This is a genomic window from Pseudarthrobacter sp. MM222, assembly GCF_947090775.1.
GTDB lineage: Bacteria > Actinomycetota > Actinomycetes > Actinomycetales > Micrococcaceae > Arthrobacter.
Window position 1 is genome coordinate 3,540,762 of record NZ_OX352321.1, and the last position, 16,706, is coordinate 3,557,467.

The following is a 16,706-nucleotide window of genomic DNA, read 5'->3' on the forward strand; positions in this document are numbered from 1 at the left end:
ACCCCGGTGAAGCTTTGCCGGGCACCAGAGCACCGCGCACCACCAAACCTGCCCGGAGGCAACCATGACGCACACCCTCGAGCCCGGCAACCCCGAGGCGCCCACCACCCCGCCGGACGCCTCGCCGAACGGCCGGCCCCCTGTTGCGGCCGGGCTGGTTCCGGCCGCCCTGAAGCGCCGCGTGCCGAAGTACGCGGACCTTGCTCCGCTGATGCAGTTCAAAAGGCCGGAGTTCAGCCGGGCCGCCAGGCTCCGTCGCGCCAGCACCATCTGGGACCTCCGCGACATGGCCAAGCGGCGCACGCCCCAGGCTCCCTTCGACTACACCGACGGCGCTGCAGAAGCGGAGATCACGCTGCGCCGGGCCCGCCAGGCGTTCCTGGACATCGAGTTCCGGCCCGGCATCCTGAGGGATGTCTCCAAGGTGGACCTTGGCACGGAGATCCTGGGAAAGCCGTCCCGGCTGCCGGTAGGAATCGCACCCACCGGATTCACCCGGATGATGCAGTCGGAGGGAGAGTATGCAGGCTCCCGTGCCGCCGCGGAAGCGGGCATCCCCTACACCCTGTCGACCATGGGGACCGCGTCCATCGAGGACGTGGCCGCGGCGGCCCCGGACGGCCGAAACTGGTTCCAGCTCTACCTGTGGACGGACCGGGACCGCTCGCTGGAACTGATCGAGCGGGCCGCCAAGGCCGGCAACGATACCCTCATGGTCACGGTGGACACCGCCGTCGCCGGCGCCCGGCTCCGCGATGTGCGCAACGGCATGACCATCCCGCCGGCGCTGACGCTCAAGACCGTACTGGACGCGTCCTACCGCCCGGCCTGGTGGTTCAATTTCCTCACCCATGAGCCGCTGACCTTCGCCTCCCTCTCGGGCTATACGGGAACGGTGGCGGACCTCATCAACTCCATGTTCGACCCGACCCTGACCTTCGACGACCTTGACTGGCTGCGCGAGACCTGGAAAGGCAAGCTCGTGGTCAAGGGCATCCAGACCGTGGAGGACGCACGCCGGGTGGTGGACCACGGCGCGGACGGCATCATCCTTTCCAACCACGGCGGCCGCCAGCTGGACCGCGCACCGATCCCCTTCCACCTGCTGCCGGACGTGACAGCAGCGCTGGATGCGGATCACAGTGATGCCGCAGTCATCCTGGACACCGGCATCATGAGCGGCGCGGACATCATCGCTGCGCTGGCTCTCGGCGCGGACTTCACGCTGATCGGCCGCGCCTACCTCTACGGGCTGATGGCCGGCGGGCAGGCCGGGGTAGCCCGCGCCCTCCAGATCCTGGAAAAGGACATGGTCCGCACCATGGCACTGCTGGGCGTCAGCCGGCTCTCCGAGCTGACCCCGGACCACGTGCGGCTGCTTCCGAGGTAGCCCGGGCGGCTTACTTCCTCCGGCCGAATTTCGGCAGGTTGGCGAGCAGGTCGGCGGCCTTCGTGGCGGCGCGGCCGACTGTGCGTCCGATCTGTTGCGGCATCTTGTCCTCGCCGGCGGAACCGACGGGGATAACGACGGCGGGGCTCAGCGGGCTGCCCGCGGCGCGCCCCGCCAGGGCGGCGGCGGGTTGCGGCGCGGTGGGTGAAGCGGGCTGCGGCGCGGCCGGGGCGGCTGCGGCTGCGAGTCCGTCCGGAGCGGTCTGGAGCAGCTTGTCGGGGACGCGGTCCGCGGATGACTCGGAAACCACCACCGGCCTGCCGACGTCGAACGTTGCCAGCCAGCTGGCGATGCCCGCGAGGGGTTTCGGGTTCAACGCGTAGTAGCGTTTCTGGCCCTGGGCGCGCATGCTGACGAGGTCCGCTTCTCGGAGGACTTTGAGATGCTTGGAAATGGTGGGCTGGCTTGCCTCAAGCTCCTGGACCAGCTCCCCCACCGCCTTATCCCCCTTGCGGAGGGCCACCAGAATGTCACGCCGGGTTGCCTCAGCAATGACGGCAAATACGTCGTCTGTCACCATGCCCTCCACACTAGCGACATATACGCCGGATGGCATCAACTATTTCAAGCTGGCGGGCAACGGGGACCCGCGGTCGCGTCAGTCGAACCAGGGGTCCAGTCCGTAGAGCGGAAATACTTCCTTGCGGGTGGCCATCACGGTGCGGTCCACGTCGTCATTGGGGTCGAAGCCGACCTCCCAGGAACGCCACCACAGGTCGACGTCGTCCCCCATGAACTGAGGCGGTTCCACACCGTAGCGGGCCCCGTAGGTCTCCTGCACATAGCGGCGCCAGTCCTCCGGGACCGGGGTACGGAGCGGGACGGGACGCCCCGCCGCGATCGCGATCAGGTGGCTCCAGGAGCGGGGCACGACGGTGACGACGTTGTAGCCGCCGCCGCCCGTGGAGATCCAGCGGTTGTCGCAGTACCGGGCCGCAAGGTTGCCGATCGCCGTGGTGACCTCGCGCTGGCCGTCCACGCTGATGTTCAGGTGCGTCAGCGGATCCAGCCGGTGCGAGTCACAGCCGTGCTGGCTGACAATCACTTCCGGCGCGAAGGCTCCGACCAGCTGCGGCACCACCGCGTGAAACGCCCGGAGCCAGCCGGCATCGCCGGTGCCGGCCGGGAGGGCCACATTCACGGCGCTGCCCACGGCGCTCGGTCCGCCGATCTCGTTGGCGAAGCCGGTGCCCGGAAAGAGGGTCAGTCCCGTCTCGTGCAGCGAGACGGTCAGCACCCGTGGATCGTCCCAGAAGATACTCTGGGTGCCGTCGCCGTGGTGCGCGTCAACGTCGAGGTACGCGACCCGCTGCACGCCGCCGTCCAGCAGGCGCTGGATCGCCAGGGCGGCGTCGTTGTAGATGCAGAAGCCGCTCGCCCGCTCGCGCGAGGCGTGGTGCATCCCCCCGCCGAAGTTAACCGCCCGGACCGCGCTGCCGTCCAGGATGGCGGCGGCGGCGAGCAGCGAGCCCCCGGCCAGCCGGGCGCTGGCCTCATGCATGCCGGCGAAGGCGGGGTCGTCCTCGGTGCCGAGCCCGCGTTCCAGGTCGATGCTGTCCGGGTCCTCGCTGACGCGGCGGACAGCGGCGACGAACTCGGGGCTGTGCACGGTGCGGAGTTCCTCGTCGGAGGCCACCTCGGGGGCCGCCACGCTGACGTGGTCCAGATCCAGCAGGCCAAGACTCCTGGCCAACCGGGCCGTGAGTTCCATCCGCTCCGGCGCCATGGGGTGGCCATGGCCGAAATTGTAGGCAGTCATGTCCGGGTCCCACACCACCGTCGTCGGCAATGCGGTCTTGGTGAGGCCGGGCAGGTATGTCATCAATCACAGGCTACCCGAGCCGAGGGGCCCTCAGCCCCGTCATCGCGCGGACTTTAGTGGTTTACTACTGAAGGAAGAAGTTTCAACCGAGGACAAGCCACACATGACGCAACGCCAGTCGAGGTCCGAGAGCGCGGTCAGCTGGCAGCCCGGCCCTCCGGAGCGGGAGGGCCTGTGGATCTTCACGCGGCTGCGCGACTTCATCGACAACATCGCCAACAGCTCACCAGCACGCCTCGCGCTGACCACGTTCGCCGTGGTGATCCTGGTCTTTACGGCACTGCTGTCGCTGCCGCTTTCCTCAGCCACGGGAACGGTAACCCCCCTGCACCAGGCGCTCTTCACCGCGGTGTCCGCCGTCTGCGTCACCGGCCTGACGGTGGTGTCCACGGCCGCGCATTGGTCCTTCTTCGGACAGCTCATCATCCTGATCGGCATCTTCGTCGGCGGGCTGGGCACCCTGACGCTGGCATCCCTGCTGGCGCTCATGGTCAGCAAAAGACTCGGAGTCCGCGGCAAGCTGATTGCTCAGGAGGCCATGAACGCCGGCCGGCTGGGCGAGGTCGGCACCCTGCTGCGGATCGTCATCGTCACGTCCGTGGTGATTGAGGCGGCGCTCGCCCTCGCACTGATTCCGCGGTTCCTCGCACTCGGCGAGAGCTTCGGCCAGTCGGTCTGGCACGGGGTGTTCTACTCCATCTCCGCGTTCAACAACGCCGGCTTCACCCCCCACTCCGACGGCATCGTTCCCTATGAGACCGACCTGTGGATTCTCGTCCCGCTCATGTTGGGTGTCTTCCTCGGCAGCCTGGGCTTCCCCGTGGTCATGGTGCTGCAGCAGAACGGCCTGAACTGGAAGAAGTGGAACCTCCACACCAAGCTGACCATACAGGTGTCATTTATCCTCCTCGGCGCCGGTACGGTGCTCTGGGGGCTGATGGAGTGGGAAAACGTCCGGACCATCGGCGGCATGGACGACGCCGACAAAGTCATCCATTCGCTCTTCGCGTCCGTGATGACCCGGTCCGGCGGATTCAACCTGGTGGACCAGAACCAGATGGATTCGACCACCATGCTGCTGACCGATGCCCTGATGTTCGCCGGCGGCGGCTCCGCGTCAACCGCCGGCGGCATCAAGGTCACCACAATCGCCGTCATGTTCCTGGCGATCGTGGCCGAGGCCCGCGGCGACTCCGACGTAAAAATCTACGGCCGCACCATCCCGGAGGGCACCATGCGGGTGGCCATCTCCGTGATCGTCGCAGGCGCCACCCTCGTGGCGGTTTCGGCCCTGCTGCTGCTGCAGATCAGCGGTGCGTCCCTGGACCGGGTCCTGTTTGAAACCATTTCCGCCTTCGCCACGGTGGGCCTGAGCACCAACCTCAGCGCCGAACTACCGCCGTCGGGGGTCTATGTCCTCAGCGCCCTGATGTTCGCTGGGCGCGTCGGGACAGTCACCCTTGCCGCCGCCCTCGCCCTGCGCCAGCGCAGCCAGCTGTACCACTACCCGGAAGAGAGACCCATCATTGGCTAGTTCATCAACAGGCGCCGTCGACCGGCCCGCCCACAACGCCCCGGTGCTGGTCGTTGGGCTGGGCCGCTTCGGCTCGTCCACCGCCGAGCAGCTGGTCAAGCAGGGCCGTGAGGTGCTCGCCATCGAACGCGACCGGAACCTGGTGCAGAAATGGGCCAGCGTCCTGACGCACGTCGTCGAGGCCGACGCCACCAACATCGATGCCCTTCGGCAGCTCGGCGCGCAGGAGTTCAGTTCCGCTGTGGTGGGGGTGGGCACCTCAATCGAGTCCTCGGTGCTGATCACGGTCAATCTCGTGGACCTCGGCATCCAGCACCTCTGGGTCAAAGCGATCACGCCCTCGCACGGCAAGATCCTGACCCGGATCGGCGCGCACCACGTCATCTACCCGGAGGCGGACGCGGGCGTCCGCGCCGCGCACCTGGTCTCCGGCCGGATGCTGGACTTCATCGAGTTCGACGACGACTTCGCGATTGTGAAGATGTACCCGCCGCGCGAAACAGTGGGCTTCACCCTCGAGGAGTCCAAGGTCCGGTCCAAATACGGCGTCACGATTGTGGGCGTGAAATCCCCGGGCGAGGACTTCACCTATGCCCGGCCGGAGACGAAGGTCTCCGCCCGGGACATGCTCATTGTTTCGGGCCACGTGGACCTGCTCGAGAGGTTCGCCGCGAGGCCGTAAGGCGCGGGCGGAACGCAAGGCCGGAAGTCGGCTCCCCGCTAGGCGAGTTGCTTCGTGATTTCGGCTGCCCGCGCGGCGGCAGCCCGTGCGCCGTCGGCCACGATCGCGGGAAGACCGCGCTCGTCAAAGGTGGCAATGGCTCGTTCCGTGGTGCCGTTGGGGCTCGTGACGGCCCTCCGCAGCGCTGCCGGATCCGCGCCGGGCTCGGCCAGCATGAAACCTGCCCCAGCAACGGTTTCCCGGGCGATCAGCAGCGACAGGTCCGGGTCCAGCCCAAGCTCCACGCCGGCGGCGGCCATGGCTTCGGCCAGGTAGAAGGCGTAGGCCGGGCCGGAGCCGCTGACCGCTGACAGGGCGTCGACCTGGTCCTCGGGAATCTCGACGACGGTGCCGGCGGCGGCCAGGAGATCCTTGGCCAGTTGGAGCTGCTGTGCGGTGCAGTGGGTGCCCGGGGACACGGAGACGACGCCCCGGCCCAGCTTCGCCGGGGTATTCGGCATGGTGCGGATGACCGGCTGGCCGGCCGGAAGGGCCGCTTCCAGCTGCTCAAGCGACACGGCGGCGGCGACGCTGATCACGATAGTGTCCGGCGCGAGCGAATCACCGATCTCGCGGGCAAGGTCGGCGATGCCCACGGGCTTGACGCCAAGGATCACGACATTGGATCCGGTGGCCGCCTGTTTGTTGTTCTCCGGCTCTTCCTCCCCGGCAATTGCCGTGATGCCTTGGTGCCGTTCGGCGAGTTCTGCGGCGCGTTCGGCGCGGCGGACTGTAGCGACGATGTCCGCCGGGTCGGCGCCGCCCGCGATCAGGCCGCCCAGGATTGCCTCGTTCATTGACCCACAGCCCAGGAATGCAATTCGGTTGCTCATGCCCCCATCATTGCAGTCCGGCAGGATTCCCAGCCAGCTCACATCCACGGCGCAGCCTTTTCCCAAACTCCGGGACTACGTTAGGAATTACCTCATTGAGGGTGCGAGTGATACCGCAACCATGCGGATGGTTGCCTGGCACCGGCAGTTTGCAGCGGGTTTTCCCCCATTTTCCCGAAGCGAACGGCCGGTGCCTTCGCCGTTTAACGCCACGCCGGGTACAGGGCCCGGCGCCGTAGGAGCGAATCAACTCCGAGCCGGTTTGCCAGCCAATACCCAGCTGAATTTCCTGGAACTCACAAGGTGGGCCGCTACTTTAGGAAGTGCCTCAACCAGGTGCGAGTGATGATAGTAGCGCCGGGCGGCTGCAGAAGGGATCCCCCCAGTTCCCCTGCGGAGCCGCCCGGCGCTAACTCGTTTAACGCCGCCGGCCGGACACCCAGACGAGGGCCTGGCCCCCTAGCCCCGGATTGGCCGCACTTCAAAGGGCAGGGTGGCTGCCCGGGCCAGATTGTCCGCCCGGCCGGCTCCGCACCGTCAGCGGACGTCGGCGGCCCGGTTGTTGCTCCGACCACTGTCTGCGAGCTGGCCCACGTGGGGCGCGGGCTCCAGCGGTCCGTCGAAGACCAGCTGGTCCAGGCGCCGGAGAATAAGTCCCTCACGCAGGGCCCAGGGGCAGATTTCCATGCTGGGAAACTCGAACAGTTCCAGGGCGGCCTCCGCCACGAGCGCCCCGGCCAGCAACTGGGGCGCACGGGCTTCCGAGACGCCGGGAAGGTGCAGCCGGTCCTCCACCTGCATGGCCGAGATGCGCTGTGCCCACAGGCCCAAATCCGTCGCGAACAGCTCCCGTTTGACGTACGGCCCAGCGGCACTGGGCGCGGCCCCCGCGATGCGCGCCAGCGAACGGAAGGTCTTGGAGGTTCCGGCCACGAGGTTCGCCCGGCCCAACTTCCCGAAGTTGCGAACCACGGGGCTGAGCGTGTCCCGGACGTAGCGCCGAAGTTCCTTGACGCTCCTGGCCGAGGGCGGGTCCTCAAGCAGCCAATCCCGGGTAAGCCGGCTGGCTCCGAGCGGGACGGACATCGCGAGTTCCGGCAGTTCGTCCTGCCCGTAGGCCATCTCGAAGGATCCGCCGCCGATGTCGAGGTCCAGGACAGGGCCGGCGCCCCAGCCGTACCAGCGGCGGACAGCGAAGAACGTCATGGACGCTTCTTCACTGCCGGTGAGCTCCTGCAGCGTCACGGTGGTCTCATGCTTGACGCGGGCCAGGACGGCAAGCCCGTTGGTGGCCTCGCGGATCGCCGAGGTACAGAAGGCCAGAAGGTCGTCGGCTTTGTGCTTGGCCGCGAATTCCCAGGCTTCCAGGACGAACTCGATCAGCTCGTGCTGGCCGGCGTCGTTAATGTTGCCGTCGCCGTCGAGGAACTGGACGAGGGACAGCGGGCGCTTGTGCGAGGCGAAAGGCACCGGGCGTGCGCCCGGGTGCGCGTCAACCAGCAGCAGGTGCACGGTGTTTGAACCGATATCGAGGACGCCAAGACGCATGCTGCCATTATTCCCCGGTCGAAGCTGCGGGCCTAACCGCCGTCAGCCCTGCTCGCCGTCGGGCCCGGCGGCGTCGCCCGCGTCGTCGGCCGGCTTGAAGTCGCGGCGGATGTTGGCGACGCCTTCCGGATCGATTTCGAAACCGAACGCCGCGCCGGGGTTGATAACCATGCCGAGCTCGTCTCCGAGGTTGCCGATGATCGCTGCACCCTGCGTGCCGAGCACGTTGGGAGCGGCCTCGAGGTACTGCTCGCCGACCCGGCTGGGGTGTGAGAATACGGCCAGCACGGGCTTCCCGGAGGAGTTGGCGAGCACGAGCGGCTCGACCTGCGAGTCGGCCCCTTCGAGGGCGTCGGAGCTGACCACGTAGACCTCGTTGTTGAGGAAGGCCAGGATGACGTCAACGGGGTTGGCGTCCGGCTGCTCGCCCCGGGCGAGCTGCTCTTCGAGATCGTTCAGCGGCTGGGGATCCAAGGGAGTCTGCTGTTCAGTCATGTTCCTACTCGATCACGATTCCGACCGGCTCCGCAAACGCGAAATCGCCGGTCCGCTGCGGGTTCGCCGGAAAATTCCGGCGAACCCGCGCGCTTCCGGCGAATTCGGTGTGGCTGTTCCTACTTCTTCGCGGCAGCCTTGCGTGCGGGAGCCTTGCGGGCCGTCGTCGTGCGCTTGACCGGTCCTTTGGCGCGCTTTTCGGCGAGGAGTTCGACGGCGCGTTCCCGGGTCAGTTCCTCCAGCGACGTGGTGCGCGGCACGGTGATGTTGGTGACGCCGTCGGTGATGTAGGGGCCGAAGCGGCCTTCCTTCACCACGATGTTCTTCTCCGAGACCGGGTCCGGGCCGAATTCCGCGAGCGGGGGGACAGCGGCGCGGGCGCCGCGCTGTTTGGGCTGGGAGTAGATCTCCTGCGCCTGTTCCAGCGTGATGGTGAAGATTTCCTCCTCGGAGCCGATCGACCGGGAGTCCGTGCCCTTCTTCAGGTACGGGCCGAAGCGGCCGTTCTGGACCGTGATCGGGTTGCCCTCCGCGTCCTGGCCAAGCACGCGGGGCAGGCTCATGAGCTGCAGCGCCTCGTCCAAGGAGATGCTGTCAACGCTCATGGAGGCGAACAGGGATCCGGTGCGCGGCTTGGCCTTGACGGGCTTCTTCGCGGGCTTGGGCTTGCCGTTCTTGTAGTACTCCACCGGCTGGTTGGCGAGCTGCTCCTCGGTCATCTCGGGGATGACCTCCGTGACGTAGGCCCCGTAGCGGCCGTTCTTCGCCACGACGGTGTGCCCGGTGTGCGGGTCCTTGCCGAGCACGCGCTCTTCCGGCGCCGCGGTTTCCATCAGTTCGACGGCCTTGGCGGCCGTGAGCTCATCCGGGGCCAGGTCCTCGGGAACATTGGCGCGGGCCGCTTCCACCACTTCGCCGGTCTCCGGATCCACGGTCGCAGTGGAGCTTTCCAGGTACGGTCCAAACTTGCCGACCCGCAGGGTGATTTCGTCCGTGATGGGGATGGAGTTGATTTCCCGGGCGTCGATCTCGCCAAGGTTGTTCACGATGCTCAGCAGGCCCGGCTCGGAGTCTTCACCGAAGTAGAAGTGCTTGAGCCAGGCGGGTCCGGCCGCCTGGCCGTTGGCGATCTTGTCGAGGTCGGCTTCCATGTCGGCCGTGAACTCGTAATCCACGTAGTCGTGGAAGTGCTGCTCGAGGAGCCGGATTACGGAGAACGCGATCCAGCTCGGGACCAGCGCGGAGCCCTGCTTCCGCACGTAGCCGCGGTCCTGGATCGTGGAGATGGTCGAGGCGTAGGTCGACGGGCGGCCGATGCCCTTCTTCTCCAGCTCCGCGGTCAACGAGGCTTCGGTGAAGCGCGGCGGCGGAGAGGTCTCGTGGCCGACGGCGACAATCTCGGAGGCGGTCAGCGCGTCGTCCTTGGCCACGTTGGGCAGCCGGCGTGCTTCCTCGGAATCCTCGTCGCCGCGGCTTTCGTCCTTGCCTTCTTCGTAGGCGGCGAGAAAGCCAGGGAAGGTGATGACCGTGCCGGAGGCCGAGAACTCGGCGTCCCGGCGGTCGGACGCGTCACCAACAGTGACCGCGCCGAGGCGGATGGTGGCGGTGGAGCCCTTTGCGTCGGCCATCTGCGAGGCGACGGTGCGCTTCCAGATGAGCTCGTAGAGCCGGAATTCGTCGCCCGAGAGCTGCTTGGCCACCTGGGCGGGGGTCCGGAAGGAGTCGCCGGCGGGGCGGATGGCCTCGTGGGCCTCCTGCGCGTTGGCTGCCTTGCCGCTGTAGACGCGCGGCGACGCCGGAATGTACTCGGGTCCGTACAGCTCCGAGGCCTGGCGCCGTGCCGCCGTGACGGCCTCGTTGCTCAAAGCGGACGAGTCCGTACGCATATAGGTGATGTAGCCGTTTTCGTACAGGCGCTGGGCCACCTGCATCGTGCTCTTCGAGGAGAAGCGCAGCTTGCGGCCGGCCTCCTGCTGCAGGGTCGACGTCGTGAACGGCGCTGCCGGGCGGCGCGTATACGGCTTGGTGTCGACGGAGCGGACCCGGAAGTCCGCGTCCTGCAGGCCCGCCGCGAGCGACGCGGCGAGTTCCTCGTTCAGGTGGACGGCGTTGCGCGACGTGAGCTCGCCGTTGTCGTTGAAGTCGCGGCCGGAGGCCACCTTGGTGCCGTCGACGGCCGCGAGCTTGGCCTTGAACGAACCGGAACCGGCGCCGAACTGGCCGGTGAGGTCCCAGTAGGACGCGGCCTTGAAGGCCATCCGCTCGCGTTCCCGGTCCACCACCATACGAGTGACGACGGACTGCACGCGGCCGGCGGAGAGGCCGCGGGCCACCTTGCGCCACAGCACCGGGGAAATCTCGTAGCCATAGAGCCGGTCCAGCACACGGCGGGTTTCCTGGGCGTCCACCAGGTCCTGGTCGACGTCGCGCAGGTTGTCCATGGCGCGGTGGATGGCTTCCTTGGTGATTTCACCAAAGGTCATCCGGTACACGGGAACCTTGGGCTTGAGCACTTCCAGCAGGTGCCACGCGATGGCCTCGCCCTCGCGGTCCCCATCGGTTGCGAGGTAGAGCGCGTCAGCGTCTTTGAGGTGGGCCTTGAGTTCGGCCACCTTTTTCTTCTTGTCCGGGGACACCACGTAATAGGGCTTGAAGTCGTTCTCAATGTCGACGGCGAACTTGCCGACCGGGGTTTTCTTCAGTTCCGCGGGGAGCTCCGAGGGCTGCGGAAGGTCGCGGATGTGACCAATGGAGGCCTCCACAATGAAGCCTTCGCCGAGGTACTTGGCGATGGTTTTGCTCTTGGCGGGAGACTCTACGATCACGAGTTTCTTGCCGGTTTTGGCCTTGCTTGGCACGGTGCTCCTACAGAAAAAGGTTGCTCGGGCAGATGCGCCCATACCCGCCTAGTTCACCATATTTTGCCGATTCCCGCGCATCCGGGTGGAAATCACGGGCTTCCCGCGACGACTTCCGGCCGTGGTGCGGCGCCGCACTCCGGCCCCTGAAAGCCCCGTCAGGCGGGGCCGTCGCCGCTGCCGGCGGCCGCTTCGGGGACCGGCTTCGGGGAACCTGCTGCCGCGGCCGCGGCGTTGCCTCGGTCATCCGGAATCATCGACCACATCGTCGCCATTCGCTGGGCGCCTTCGGGTACCCGGTCCGGGTCCTCCAGCTCATAGTCCCGCAGTAAATCGAACAACCGTTCGGTCAGCTCGGTCCGCTGGGCCGGGGTCAGGTAGAGCAGGTTGCTGGCCAGCACTACGGACGAGGGGCCGTCCGTGGCCCCGCCCCGCTCGCGGCGTTCGTCCCGGGTTCTGGCGTAGGCGTTGACGCGTCGGCGGAACGCATCCAGCTCAAGGTCCAGTACGGCGAATTCCGGGCTCGCCACTCCCCCGCCGGAGTTGATGGTGAAGTCGGTGCCTGCGGCTTTCCAGCGGCGTTCGCGGGCGTCTCCGGCAGTAGCGGCCGGAACCACGATGCCCCACTTCTGCAGGGCGCGGAGGTGGTAGCTCATGGCGCTGGGGGTAAGGCCGGTCTGGGCAGCGAGTTCGGTGGCCGTACGGCTGACCTGGGTGGAATACAGCTCGGAGATAACTTCCAGCCGGGCGGCATGGGCCAGGGCCCGGATCGCCTTCGGATCAGTGATTTCCACTTTCTTTTCCGGGCGGGGCCTGCGTTTGGCAACCGGCGGAACGACGGACTCCGCCTTTGGGGTTTCTGCATTCACCCAACCAGTCTATCCAGCATCGCCAAACCATGAAAGAAATGCTTGACACCTCAACCGGGTGGGCGCGCGGCCGCTCCTGCCTGCCGGGCCACCACTGGCAGGGACAGTCAGTCGGCTCCCCGTCAGGCGGGCAGCAGAAAGCCGTCGCGGACCAGGTTTTCCACTTCCGCGCGGAGTCCGCCGTGGAAGGACTCGGCGTCGAAGCCGTCGTATCCGCCCAGCAGGGCCTCCAGGGCGCCGATGATCTGGCCGACGGACAGGTCGCCGTCGCACGCTGAGACAAAGCCGGCCAGCTCGGTGCTCAGCAGGTTGGTGCGGCGCAGGCCGGCGCCCTGGCGCAGCAGGATGACGCCGGGGTGTTCGGCGCCGGGGCGCTGATGCCGTTCCTCGGTGACATCCTCGGCCACCAGCAGGTGCGCGTCATTCAGTTCGTGGGCGGCCAGCCAGTCGGCGCGTTCGACGGCGGCGCCGAGGTGCGGCCCGACGGGCTGTTCGATCGGGTAGGTGATTTCCTCGAAGCGCGAGAGTACCGGGCCGGCGCCCTGCTCCGGGCGCCGCAGCCAGATCATCCCGAAGCCGATGGCCTGGACGTTCCGGGAGGCAAAGTCGTCAAGGTAGGCCGTGTAGGAATCCTGGTAGAGCCGCCGGTCCCGGGATTCGGAGGCGTCCTGCAGCCAGGTCTCGGCGTACTGTTCGGGGCCGACCTGTTCGCGCTGGATGAACCACACATCCACGTCCGGACCGGCCCAGCTTTGCGGCCGTTCGTCCCAGGACGCACCGCCCGGGATTTCCCAGTTGCCCAAAAGCTGGGCTGTACCCGCCGGGGCCAGGACCGAGGGCAACGCCCGGACCAGCGAGGCGACGATGTCATCCCCCGGCAGGCCGCCGTCGCGATAGGTGAACTGATCGGCCGCGGCTTCGTCCGTGCTGCGCGGCGTGATGACGAACGGCGGGTTGGAGACCACCAGTTCGAACTCCTCGCCCGCCACCGGTTCCAGCATGGAACCCAGGCGCAGGCTCACGCGGTCCGCCAGGTTGGCGGGGTCCACGTGCAGTTCAGGGGCGTTGAGCAGGAGATTGAAGCGGGTGAACGCGAGGGCGCGCTCGGAAATGTCGGTGGCGGTCACGTGCTCCGCGTGGTGCAGCAGGTGGAAAGTCTGGATGCCGCAGCCGGTGCCGAGGTCCAGTGCCCGGGCAACATGCCGTCGGGCGGTGACCTGCACCAGGGTGGTGGAGGCCTGGCCGATCCCCAGCACATGGTCGTGGCGGAGGACGCCCGGGCGCTGGTGCGCGGCGAGGTCGCTGGCGACCCACAGGTCCGCCCCGCCGCTGCTGACGATGCCTTCCCCCGGGATGCCGGCCCAGCCGTACGGCCGCAGGTCCACCTTTGCCCGCACCAAGCCATTCTCGGCGGGCTCCACCAGGCCGAGCTGCAGCAGGCCCTGGGTGCGGACGCCCGGGAGGGCGGCGTCAACGGTCTCGGCCCGCTGCGGCTCCGCCAGCAGCCAGAGCCGGACGACGGCGGCGAGCGCCGCCGTCGTCGGCTCCCCGCCGAGGGCGCGTCCGGTGACAATCAGCGCCGGGATCAGCTGGTCCCGGCCAAGGGCGGAATGCGCGGCTTCGCCGAGGAGCTCCGCCACCCCGTCAACGGTGTAGCCGATGCTCCGCAAGTCCGCGCTGAGCGCTTCGAGCAGGGCCGGGAGGTCGCTGCGGGGCGCGTCAGGGATGTTGCCGGCGATGAAGTGCGTTGAGTCGGTCACCGGACAAGTTTAGAGGTGCTTCTCCGCGTAGATCCGCAGGGCGTCGCGGACGAACGCCGCTCCCGCCTCGCCGCCGTAGTTCGCAGCGAAGCGGGGATCGGCCACGTACATCTCGCCGAGACCGGTCACGTATCCCTTGATGTCCCTGTTACGGCCCGTGGCGGATGCTGCCGCGGGCGTCCCCGGGATGCCGGTCAGCCACTCCACGTGCCGCCGGGCCAGCTCCTGCGCTTCTCGGCTGTCCGGCGCGACACCCGCCGCCGCGGCCGCGGTCCAGTCGCTGCCCAGTTCCTTGGAGCGCCGCTTCCAGGCGTCCTTTTCCGAGGCCCGCATTCCCCGCCACCAGGCGTCGCCCGCGGCATAGGCGTCCTTTCCCCACCGCTCCTCGACCTCCTCCTTGTACTGGGTGTGGTCAAAGCCGTCGAACATTTCCTCTGCCATGATTCCAGTTCCTTTCTTCACAGCTTCCATGGTTTGCCGGACCGCGGCGATCTGCCGGGTCAGCCTTTCCTGCTCCTGCCGGAGCCACTCGAGGTGCCGGCCCAGGGCCTTCCCTGCGTCCGCTTCCTGGCCAATGACCTCTGCAACGGCCGGCAGGCTTAGCCCGAGCTCCCTCAGGAGCAGGATGCGCTGGAGCCGCACAAGCGCTGCTTCGTCGTAGTACCGGTATCCGTTGTCCCCGGTGCGGCTGGGCTTGAGCAACCCGATGTCGTCGTAGTGGCGCAGCGTCCGGCTTGTTGTGCCGGCAAGCCTTGCGATTTGTTGCACTGACCAGTCCATGGGCGGCCTTCCTCCCCTGATCTTGTGAGCTTCCTGGCCTTGTTCTCTGACTCTAAAGGTTGACGTTGCGTCAAGGTCAAGTGGCCTTCGGCGCTGCTCGGCAGTCCCGTACCATGGAGCTATGCAGATGCAGCAGCGATTTATCAGCCCTCGGCCGCTTTCCAGCCGTACGGGCTACTTGACGCGCGCATAACTGCAGCCGCCGGGGTCCGTCCGGCGCAGCGGCTGAGGGTGAGTGAGTTCCCCCTCCCGCACCGAACATTTAAGGACCCCCCGTGAACAAATACCTGACCCCTACCGAACTGCAGTCCGCCCTCGCGCTCCGCGACCTCAGCGATCCGTCCGGCGGCCCGCACGCCTTGCAGTTGTTGCTGGACGAGGTGACCTCAGGGCTCCAGCGGCTCTGGCATGTCGAGGCTTCGACGCACCGGCTCAGTCCCCTCGTGGCGACGGCCGACAATTACGACCGACTGGGTTACTCCGCCGACGACGTCACAAGGGACTCGCGCTACTCGCGCCATGTCAGCCCCACGGTCATGCTGCGCAGCCATACCTCCGCGGGCATGCCGGCCTTGTTGGACTCGCTCCGCGGCGAACTGGGCCACTATGACCGGCTGCACGTTCTGCCCGGAGTGGTGTACCGGCGGGACGCGATTGACCGCACCCACGTCGGCGCCCCGCACCAGGTGGACCTGTGGCGGCTCAAGGCCCGCGGGCTGCTGGGGCCGGCCGAGCTCCAAAGCATGATGGCCGCGGTGGTGGAAGCGGTGCTGCCGCCTTCCCAGTACCCGGATGTGCGGTGGCGTGCCACCGCGTCGAACCACAGCTACACCGCCGGCGGCCAGCAATTGGACGTGCTGGTCCGGCAGCCCGACGGCAGCCGGGAATGGCTGGAGCTTGCCGAGTGCGGAATGGTGGACTCGGCAATCCTGCGGGGCTCCGGGCTGAACCCCGGGCGGTGGGCCGGGCTGGCTCTGGGTTTGGGGCTGGACCGCGCCGTCATGCTGCGCAAGGGCATCCCCGACATCCGGCTCCTCCGCTCGGATAAACCCGGCGTCCGGACGCAGATGCTGGACCTGCACCCGTACCGGCCGGTCTCGGTCCTGCCTGAGGTCCGGCGCGACCTGTCCCTCGTCCTGGACACTGCGGACGAGGCCGACGTCGAGCTGCTGGGTGATCTGGCCCGCACCGCCTTGGGAGCGGAGGCCGATGTGCTCGCGGCCCTGGAGATCGTGGCGGTGACGACGGCAGCGGCGCTACCGCCTGCCGCCGTCGAACGCCTGCGGATGGGGCCGGAGCAAGTGAACGTGCTCCTTCGACTGGTGCTGCAGCCGCTGGACCGCACGCTCACCGATGGGGAAGCGAACCGGCTGCGTGACAGGGTGTACCGTGCCCTGCACCGGGGAAAGATGCTCGAACTCAGTGCCGGCTAGCGCCGGCAAGGGGCGGTCCCAGCGCGGTCCCAGCGCCGTCCTCCCGGGGAATCGGCGGGACCCCTGGCTGTCGGGCGGGACCCCCTTGGCGCGGGGTAGGTTGGAGTAATGCCCTTCCGTACCTCCCGTTCCCTCCGCAACCCCGGCCCGTGGCGGCGGTTCGCCGGCGCGGCGGCCGGCGCCGCCGTCGTGCTCGCCGCCTCGGCATGCTCGCCGGTCCGTTCCATCGAATCCGCCGATGTGCCGGCCTGGCGAGCGACCGCGCTGCCCGCGGCCAGCGGAATTGTGCTGGAGGACGCGGGTAAGATCCTCAACCGCGACCCGATCGTCAAGGCGGCCGCAGGAGTCCCTGCCGGCCTGTACACGCTTACTGCGAGCTGCGAGGGCGGCGGCAAGGCCTTCTTCGAGGTCTCGCTGGACGGACGCAGGCTGACGGAGGCGGGAGCGGCCTGCAACGGCAGCCGCGAGACGGCGCGCATTTCGGTGCCGACGGCCGGCGCAGTGGAGATCAGTACGGCCAGTGTGGACGCCCCGCTCATCTATGCCTACCACCTCGCTCCCGCCGCTTAGCGCCTTTGCGTTTCTGGCACCAGCCAGTATGCT

14 protein-coding genes are annotated in these 16,706 nt (G+C 67.8%); 5 read left to right on the forward strand and 9 right to left on the reverse strand.

Annotated elements, in window-relative coordinates:
• The first annotated feature begins 64 nt into the window (after positions 1 to 64).
• Positions 65 to 1,390: an alpha-hydroxy acid oxidase gene (locus tag OM977_RS16210; RefSeq protein ID WP_270103041.1), complete on the forward strand. Its 1,326-nt coding sequence runs from the start codon at positions 65 to 67 to the stop codon at positions 1,388 to 1,390.
• A 10-nt stretch (positions 1,391 to 1,400) separates the two neighbouring features.
• Here OM977_RS16210 and OM977_RS16215 read toward each other — a convergent pair whose 3' ends face one another.
• Both OM977_RS16215 and OM977_RS16220 read right to left on the reverse strand, forming a co-directional pair.
• Complete coding sequence (locus OM977_RS16215; protein WP_264354920.1) at positions 1,401 to 1,970, reverse strand: ArsR/SmtB family transcription factor; 570 nt, start codon at positions 1,968 to 1,970, stop codon at positions 1,401 to 1,403.
• A gap of 78 nt (positions 1,971 to 2,048) precedes the next feature.
• Positions 2,049 to 3,272 (reverse strand): acetoin utilization protein AcuC, encoded by a 1,224-nt coding sequence (locus OM977_RS16220; RefSeq protein WP_264354921.1) that lies wholly within the window; start codon positions 3,270 to 3,272, stop codon positions 2,049 to 2,051.
• 103 nt (positions 3,273 to 3,375) lie between these two features.
• On the opposite strand from OM977_RS16220, the gene OM977_RS16225 reads away from it, so the two are divergent.
• Together OM977_RS16225 and OM977_RS16230 are read left to right on the forward strand one after the other, a co-directional pair.
• Entirely contained in the window at positions 3,376 to 4,806 is a 1,431-nt protein-coding gene (locus OM977_RS16225) for a TrkH family potassium uptake protein (RefSeq protein WP_264354922.1), read from the forward strand.
• Between the two features lie 43 nt (positions 4,807 to 4,849).
• Complete coding sequence (locus OM977_RS16230) at positions 4,850 to 5,488, forward strand: potassium channel family protein (RefSeq protein WP_264357453.1); 639 nt, start codon at positions 4,850 to 4,852, stop codon at positions 5,486 to 5,488.
• A gap of 38 nt (positions 5,489 to 5,526) precedes the next feature.
• On the opposite strand, the gene proC is transcribed toward OM977_RS16230, so the two are convergent.
• The 7 genes from proC to OM977_RS16265 all read right to left on the reverse strand — a co-directional run bounded on the left by proC (position 5,527) and on the right by OM977_RS16265 (position 14,670).
• On the reverse strand, positions 5,527 to 6,360 hold the full coding sequence (gene proC / locus OM977_RS16235) for a pyrroline-5-carboxylate reductase (protein WP_264354923.1): 834 nt from the start codon (positions 6,358 to 6,360) through the stop codon (positions 5,527 to 5,529).
• 537 nt (positions 6,361 to 6,897) lie between these two features.
• Positions 6,898 to 7,908: a Ppx/GppA phosphatase family protein gene (locus tag OM977_RS16240; RefSeq protein WP_264354924.1), complete on the reverse strand. Its 1,011-nt coding sequence runs from the start codon at positions 7,906 to 7,908 to the stop codon at positions 6,898 to 6,900.
• Positions 7,909 to 7,950: 42 nt separating this feature from the next.
• Complete coding sequence (locus OM977_RS16245) at positions 7,951 to 8,403, reverse strand: SseB family protein (protein ID WP_264354925.1); 453 nt, start codon at positions 8,401 to 8,403, stop codon at positions 7,951 to 7,953.
• A gap of 119 nt (positions 8,404 to 8,522) precedes the next feature.
• Positions 8,523 to 11,261, reverse strand: coding sequence for a type I DNA topoisomerase (topA, locus tag OM977_RS16250; protein WP_264354926.1), 2,739 nt, complete (start codon positions 11,259 to 11,261; stop codon positions 8,523 to 8,525).
• Positions 11,262 to 11,419: 158 nt separating this feature from the next.
• Positions 11,420 to 12,130, reverse strand: coding sequence for an ArsR/SmtB family transcription factor (locus OM977_RS16255; protein ID WP_264354927.1), 711 nt, complete (start codon positions 12,128 to 12,130; stop codon positions 11,420 to 11,422).
• A gap of 122 nt (positions 12,131 to 12,252) precedes the next feature.
• Positions 12,253 to 13,890, reverse strand: coding sequence for a DUF7059 domain-containing protein (locus OM977_RS16260; RefSeq protein ID WP_264354928.1), 1,638 nt, complete (start codon positions 13,888 to 13,890; stop codon positions 12,253 to 12,255).
• Between the two features lie 9 nt (positions 13,891 to 13,899).
• Complete coding sequence (locus tag OM977_RS16265; protein ID WP_264354929.1) at positions 13,900 to 14,670, reverse strand: MerR family transcriptional regulator; 771 nt, start codon at positions 14,668 to 14,670, stop codon at positions 13,900 to 13,902.
• Positions 14,671 to 14,945: 275 nt separating this feature from the next.
• Here OM977_RS16265 and srmL point away from each other — a divergent pair, with 275 nt between their 5' ends.
• Positions 14,946 to 16,103 carry a PheS-related mystery ligase SrmL gene (gene srmL, locus OM977_RS16270; protein ID WP_264354930.1) on the forward strand — a complete coding sequence of 386 codons (1,158 nt, stop codon included), beginning with the start codon at positions 14,946 to 14,948 and terminating at the stop codon, positions 16,101 to 16,103.
• 108 nt (positions 16,104 to 16,211) lie between these two features.
• Positions 16,212 to 16,673, forward strand: coding sequence for a hypothetical protein (locus OM977_RS16275; RefSeq protein WP_264354931.1), 462 nt, complete (start codon positions 16,212 to 16,214; stop codon positions 16,671 to 16,673).
• The last annotated feature ends 33 nt before the right edge of the window (positions 16,674 to 16,706 follow it).